At 71.6% G+C, this 5805-nt stretch carries 7 protein-coding genes; 1 reads left to right on the forward strand and 6 read right to left on the reverse strand.

From position 1 onward, the window contains the following. A partial coding sequence (locus GRC12_RS41220; protein WP_244374558.1) for a DUF2637 domain-containing protein occupies positions 1-643 on the reverse strand: 643 nt, incomplete at its 3' end. Here GRC12_RS41220 and GRC12_RS41225 point away from each other — a divergent pair. Then, complete coding sequence (locus tag GRC12_RS41225) at positions 638-811, forward strand: hypothetical protein (RefSeq protein ID WP_208785573.1); 174 nt, start codon at positions 638-640, stop codon at positions 809-811. The genes GRC12_RS41220 and GRC12_RS41225 overlap by 6 nt on opposite strands. A 17-nt stretch (positions 812-828) precedes the next feature. Here the strand turns inward: GRC12_RS41225 and GRC12_RS41230 are convergent, their stop codons facing one another. The 5 genes from GRC12_RS41230 to GRC12_RS41250 all read right to left on the reverse strand — a co-directional run. Then, positions 829-4203, reverse strand: coding sequence for a LysM peptidoglycan-binding domain-containing protein (locus tag GRC12_RS41230; protein ID WP_208785574.1), 3375 nt, complete (start codon positions 4201-4203; stop codon positions 829-831). Beyond that, complete coding sequence (locus tag GRC12_RS41235; protein ID WP_244374559.1) at positions 4203-4655, reverse strand: TadE/TadG family type IV pilus assembly protein; 453 nt, start codon at positions 4653-4655, stop codon at positions 4203-4205. The genes GRC12_RS41230 and GRC12_RS41235 overlap by 1 nt, the downstream gene beginning before the upstream one ends. Further along, the gene (locus GRC12_RS41240; RefSeq protein ID WP_208785575.1) at positions 4655-5134 is read right to left on the reverse strand and encodes a TadE family protein; all 480 of its coding nucleotides are present in this window, start codon (positions 5132-5134) and stop codon (positions 4655-4657) included. Before GRC12_RS41240 ends, GRC12_RS41235 begins: the two co-directional genes overlap by 1 nt. Then, on the reverse strand, positions 5113-5538 hold the full coding sequence (locus tag GRC12_RS41245; RefSeq protein WP_208785578.1) for a TadE/TadG family type IV pilus assembly protein: 426 nt from the start codon (positions 5536-5538) through the stop codon (positions 5113-5115). Before GRC12_RS41245 ends, GRC12_RS41240 begins: the two co-directional genes overlap by 22 nt. Beyond that, on the reverse strand, positions 5538-5805 hold a 268-nt coding region (locus GRC12_RS41250; RefSeq protein ID WP_208785579.1), incomplete at its 5' end, for a hypothetical protein. The genes GRC12_RS41250 and GRC12_RS41245, both read right to left, overlap by 1 nt.

Consider the following 5805-nt stretch of genomic DNA (forward strand, 5'->3'; position numbering starts at 1 on the left):
GGCCTGCGGGGGCGGTGTCCGCTAGGGGGATGCCGTGGCGGGCGAGGCGCAGCGGCAGCAAGGACTCCACCGGAGCCTTGTGGCGCCAGGCGCGGCCGAACCTCGAGTGCAGCCGGGTCTGGTAGGCGAGACGTTCCTGCTCCAGCTTGATGACCTGCTCGTACGACCGCAGCTCCCACAGCTTCATCCGCCGCCACAGCAGGAGGGTCGGGAGGGGGGACAGCAGCCAGCGGGCCGGCCGCACGCCCTCCATGTGCTGGTCGGCCGTGATGTCCGCGATGCGGCCGATCGCGTGCCGGGCCGCCTCCACGGCGACGATGAACAGGAGGGGGATCACGCCGTGCATGCCCACGCCCAGCGGGTCCGGCCAGGCCGCCGCGCCGTTGAAGGCGATCGTGGCCGCCGTCAGCAGCCATGCCGTGGGCCGCAGCAGCGGGAAGGGGATGCGGAGCCGGGTCAGGAGGAGGTCGAGGGCGAGCAGAACGCAGATGCCGGCGTCGATGCCGATCGGGAAGAGGTACGCGAAGGTCCCGAAGCCTTGTCGGACGGCCAGGTCGCGGACCGCCGCGTACGAGCCGGCGAAGCCGATGCCGGCGATGATCATGGTGCCGGTCGTGATCACGCCGATGAGGAGGCGGTGCATCCGCAGCATCTGCACCGGCACGCCGGCCTGCTCGCGCGCTACCAGCTGATCTGCGGCTGCCCCTGCGGCAACAGGGGCGCCTTTCTCCTCAGCGGCTTGGGTCTGTTCGACGTCTGGCACCTGCGGCTGGAAAGGCACGTCCTGGGCGCGGTGAGGGCGGGCGGCTGACGGCGGTGGCAGGGTCATCAGCTTCCTGTGCCGTGGGGGTGGAGGGAACCCAGCAGGTGGTTGATGAGCTGCTCGGTCTCCAACTCCAGGGAGCAGTCCAGGTCCCGGTTGATCTGCTGGACGCGGGAGATCGCCGTGTGCAGTCCGTGTCGGTTCCCGGCCGCGTGTTCGATCTTGAGCCAGTCCCGGTAGAGGAGCTCCGACGTATCGTCTACGTCGAGGCCGGTGGCGACGGCCCGGCGGGCGGCGCTGAGGTCGTGGTGGGGGCCGTGAGGGGTGCGGTAGGTGGCAACGGTGTGAGCGACGTCGATGATCCGGGTGACCATGTCCTGCAGATACGGTTCGGCCCAGGGCAGCGGCTTGCCCCCGAACGGCCGGCCGCGTACCAGGGTGAGTGCCTCCTCCAGATCATCGAGGCCCAACGGCCCTTGGGGGAGAGCGTGTTCGACGAGTTGCAGGAAACGCATCCAGTCACAGCGCACGGCGTCAGCGAGCCGGTAGGGGTCGTTTCCGGACGTGCGGCGTGGCACGTAGGGTTCGCCGGCGGGGTTGTTGCCCAGGGCTCGTCGCAGGCCCTGGATCCGCGCGTTGAGGGTGCTCGTCGACCAGGGATGGACGGGATCCATGTCGGAGCAGAGCATGTCCGCACTGCGGCCGGGCCGGAAGAGGAGGAGCGCGGCGAGCTGGGCCGTGCGCGGGCCGTGCCCGGTGCTGTCCACACCGGTCACTTCGAGGGGCCCCAGCACCCGGATCTCCGGGGCGTGCAGGTCCTGGGCCTCGTCCTGTTGTGCGGGCTTCTCGACGGCGGCCCCCGGGGCGTCCGTTTCTGCGGCGTCGGGAGTCTCCGCCGCGGCGGGGGACGCCGGGGCCGAAGACACCGCTGCCTCGGCGCCTGGTCCCATCTCGTCGCCGGGCTGGGGCGAGGAGGCGGCGTGGGAGAGGAGCCGGAGCGCGGACGGATCGGTGCTGGCGGCGAGCAGCGCCGGGAAGACGTCGTCCTTCGCGTCGGCTGCCGGGGCCGGCGAGGGCCCTGCATCCGTTTGGGGCACGGTGTCTGTCGTGGTGCCGATCGGCTGCGACACGTCGGTCTCGTCCGGGACGTCCTGCCACGGGCCGGTGGCAGGGTGCGCCGGCTGCGCGGACATCTTCAGCGCGGTCGTGATCTGACGGTACGCGTCGTGATCCAGGCGCTGAAGCGTGATCTCGACACCGGCCGTGTCGAGTTGCTGCGGGTTGCTGAGCGAGGCGTTGAGGATCTCCGCGTGAGGGAGGTGTGGGGCTGCGGCGCTCGCCGGCGCGACGAGGGTGACGGGTACGGGTGAGGCCTTGTCGATGACGTCGGCGAATGCCCAAGCGGTGTCCGGGTCCAGAGACGACGCGCAGAGCAGCAGGTAGGGCTGGCGGCTGGTCTCCGGCATCTGGTGCGCCTCCAGGAGGCGTTCGCCGAGGTCACGGAGCGCGTGCGTCGCCTGCCGCATGTGAGCGATGCGCGTGGTGGGCAGCAACTGCGGCAGGTCCTCCCCGAACCCGATCGTGACGACTTCGACGTCGCCGGCCCATGGGCTCATCCCGAGTTCGAGGGCGAGGGAGGTGCACACTTCGGTGATGTGGACCGGATTGCCGTCCAGCAGCAGAGCGGGCATCCGGGTGAGATTGAGCAACAGCAGGTCACCGTCTGGGGTGTGGCCGATCGTGACCAGTCCCGGATAGGGAGCCGGTACGTCGCGGGCGGCCTCCTCGTCCAGGAGGCTCGCGGCGGCGTCCAGAACCCACCAGCCGCCGTCGCCGGAGACGAAGGGTGCCAGCGGCTCCTGGGTCAGGTCGCCGGGCAGCACCTGGACCGTGCCGGTACCCATCCGTGCCGCCCGCAGGTGCGGCAGCTCCGCCCCCTGTTGGGATGCCACGTGGTGGGCCAGGGTCCGCAAGGCCACGTCGAGCCGGGCGGCTCCGTCCGGGGCGGCGGCCGCCGCCAGTTTGGCCTCAGCGGGTGAGGTCTCCGAGGCAATCGCGATCGCCTCGCCCGGCCTGCGGCGGCGGCGCTGCAGGGTCCGCCGCACGGCGAGAGCGCCGGTAATGGCGGCAGCCAGGAGCGCACCGGCGCCGAGAACAGTGCGCAAGCCCAGTGGACCGTTGGCCGGTGCGGGAGACGGTGCGGCGGTGGGGGAGGAGGCGCCGGACTCCGACGGCTCAGCCGATGCCGACGGTGAGGCTGCAGCGGAGGCCGACGGTTCAGCGGAGGCGCTGGTACCGGGCTGCGGCGTGGCGGCCGCCGTTTCAGGGGAGCCCTGTTCCTGTCCGGGCTGTTCGGCAGGTCGGCTGCCCGGCGGGCTGGGAGCCGGAGACTCTGGCGTGGTGGTGTGGCTCGGCCGGGGAGTCCGATTGCTCCCGTCGGTCGGCGTCTGCTCGCTGCCTGGCTGCTCGGCGGCCCGGTCGGGTGCAGCCTCCGGCACGGTGACCTGCTGTCCCGGATAGATCATGTCCGGGGCGGTGATGGGGGGAAGGCCGTGCGGCTGCGGTTTGCCCTTGCTGGCCTCGAACAGCCGCGGCCACTGGGAGCCGTCGCCGAGTTCCCTCTCGGCGATCTTCGACAGGTAGTCGCCGGAGTGGACGGGGACGACGTGCTCGTTGCCCTCCCCGGCAGCCGCTAGGCCCTCGTCCAGCTGTGCGCGGACCCCTCCCGGACCTCGCGCGGGGGTGGGCATGGCAAGCTGCCAGCCGGGCTGGAGGAAGCTGTTGGCGCGGAAGACCGTCCCGTCGATCATGGTGTGGCCCTCGTTCAGGTCGGCGATCTCCCGCCACCGCTCCCCGTCCCCCAACTCCCGTTCGGCGATGCCCCACAGGCTTTCGGCCGGCCGCATGTCCCGCACCGTGTACGACGGACGTGACGCCGGGGTGCTTACGGCGGATGGTGCAGCCCCCTCGGTCTGGGTGGGCGCCGGAGTCGGGGCGGCCTGGCCGGGGATGTGGGCCGCAGTGCTCGCCGGCGCGGCCTGGGCGTCCGAGGCCAGAGCCGAACTCGTGGGCAGCAGTACCAGGATGCTGCCGATCAGCAGGGCCGCGGCGCGCTGGGTGGTGCCCAGACCGCGCGGGGCGTGCCAGGTCCGGCCGCGCAGCTGGGCGAGAAGCTCACGCACGACGCAGAACGTGAACTGCCCCCACCCGACCCAGCTGACGGCGATGAGCAGCAGCAGGAATGCCGCACCGGTGTCCTGCCGGTCCAGCAGGTGGGTGAGGTCGTCGTGGGTGGCGGCCCAGATGATGGGGGTGGCCCAGGCCAGCAGCAGCGGCAGCCCGGCGACCGCGACCGCCAGGACCAGCAGACTCAGGACTGCCTTGAAGAGCCGGCCCAGGACGCGTCCGGCCGCTGCGGCGGGGGAGGGGGTGGCGGGCATCAGTTTCCTTCGGGAGCGGTGACGCCGTGCAGGAGGGTGGCCTGGCCATGGCCGGTCACCGGCAGCGAGCCGATCCCGGCCGCCGACAGGAACGTCGTGTCGTACGTGCTGGTGACGACAACGGTGAGGGTCTTGCCGTCGCCGGACACGCTGACCGTGCCGGTGGCGCCGGCGGAGCGCAGGTACGCCTGGGCGGCGGCCTGTGCGTCCTGCGGGTTCACGGTGATCGCGGTTCCGTTGATGGCCTTGGCGGGGTCAATGGCCTGTCCGCCTGCCCGGGCGGCTTCGCCGGCGACGTAGTCGGCGCGGTCCGTGGCCCGCATCTTGCTGCCGCCGTCGACGGCGAGGCCGATGATCCCGATCAGCGCGATGACGCACACGGCGACGAAAACCGTGACACCGCCCCGGTCGTCCCACTGCGTTCGGCGCAGGGGCATCCGATGGAAGATCATCAATCCCTCCGCTGCCTGAAGCGGTCCACTACCGACGTCGCCGTCGAAGTGAGCGTCTTGGCCCCTGGCACGCCCGGCAGCAGCAGGTCGGACAGATTGACCGTGCAGGTCACTGTCACGCTGACGGTGCCGACCTGGCCCACTGGCACGCTCAGGCCACCGGTGTTGATGTTGACGGACGTCGAGGCGCATGCGATGCCCTGATCGGCCAGGGACTGGGTGGCCGCCGACCGCGCGGCGCTCTGGGCGGAGGCCGCGGTGCGGTGGATGGATGCTTCCCGGGCCGCGTCCTCGGCCGCGGCGTCGATCTTGGCGCTGGAGGTGACGATCCGGCCCCCGGCGATCGCCAGACACAAGAACATGATCAATACCGGGAGGACGATCGCCGCTTCGATCGCGGCGCTGCCCTCATCGCCGCGCAGTCTGCGTGCCCAATGGGCCGTGGAACGCACGTCGTTCACCCTCCCGGGACGGTCCATCTCTCCACCGGGCCGGACGCGGCCTGTTTGACCTGAAGGCCCGATACGCCGGGGATCATCGACAGGGCGGTGCCCGTCACCTGTACCTGCACACGTTGCCCGTTGCTGGAGGCGGTGACGCTGTAGCCGCGCAGGCTGTCGCCCGCGGTGCGCTCCAGCACGGTGCGTGCCTGGGCCGCGCCGTCGGCCGGGCTGGCCTGGTAGGTGCGGGCGGCGGTGGCGCCTTCGCGGGCGGCGGTCAGGGCGATCTGGCGGGCGTAGTACCACAGGGAGGCCTGGATGACGGCGAGGGTGGCGAGCAGCACGAGGGGGAAGATGATCGCCATCTGGATGGAGGTGTCGCCGCGGTCGTCGTGCCATCGTCGCCCCTGCCACCACTGCGTCAACTGCTGAGGGTGCTTCATCACAGGCCGGCGAGTTTGCCGTTGTATTTGGCGATGACGACGGCGATGGTGCCGGCGATCAGGACGGCGCCGGTGACGGCGGCGACCCAGATGATGACGGTGGTGGTGGAGATGTCGCCGCGGTCGGGCCGGCGGGCGGCCTCGGTGAGGGCTTGCTGCACGCGCGCGGTGAGGCGGAGGGCGGCCTGGTTGGCGTGTGCCCGGGTGCATGGGTGCCGGCGGTGTCCTGCGGACCCGGGTAAGGCGGTGTGCGGGCCGGGGGTGGGG

It is taken from the genome of Streptomyces griseorubiginosus (genome assembly GCF_017614965.1).
Lineage (GTDB): Bacteria > Actinomycetota > Actinomycetes > Streptomycetales > Streptomycetaceae > Streptomyces > Streptomyces griseorubiginosus_B.

What these genes read in the sequence shown, in the direction of transcription:
- GRC12_RS41245 (WP_208785578.1), bottom strand. Translation starts at nt 5,538, where the DNA reads ATGAAGCACCCTCAGCAGTTGACGCAGTGGTGGCAGGGGCGACGATGG.
- GRC12_RS41240 (WP_208785575.1), bottom strand. Translation starts at nt 5,134, where the DNA reads ATGGACCGTCCCGGGAGGGTGAACGACGTGCGTTCCACGGCCCATTGG.
- GRC12_RS41235 (WP_244374559.1), bottom strand. Translation starts at nt 4,655, where the DNA reads ATGATCTTCCATCGGATGCCCCTGCGCCGAACGCAGTGGGACGACCGG.
- GRC12_RS41230 (WP_208785574.1), bottom strand. Translation starts at nt 4,203, where the DNA reads ATGCCCGCCACCCCCTCCCCCGCCGCAGCGGCCGGACGCGTCCTGGGC.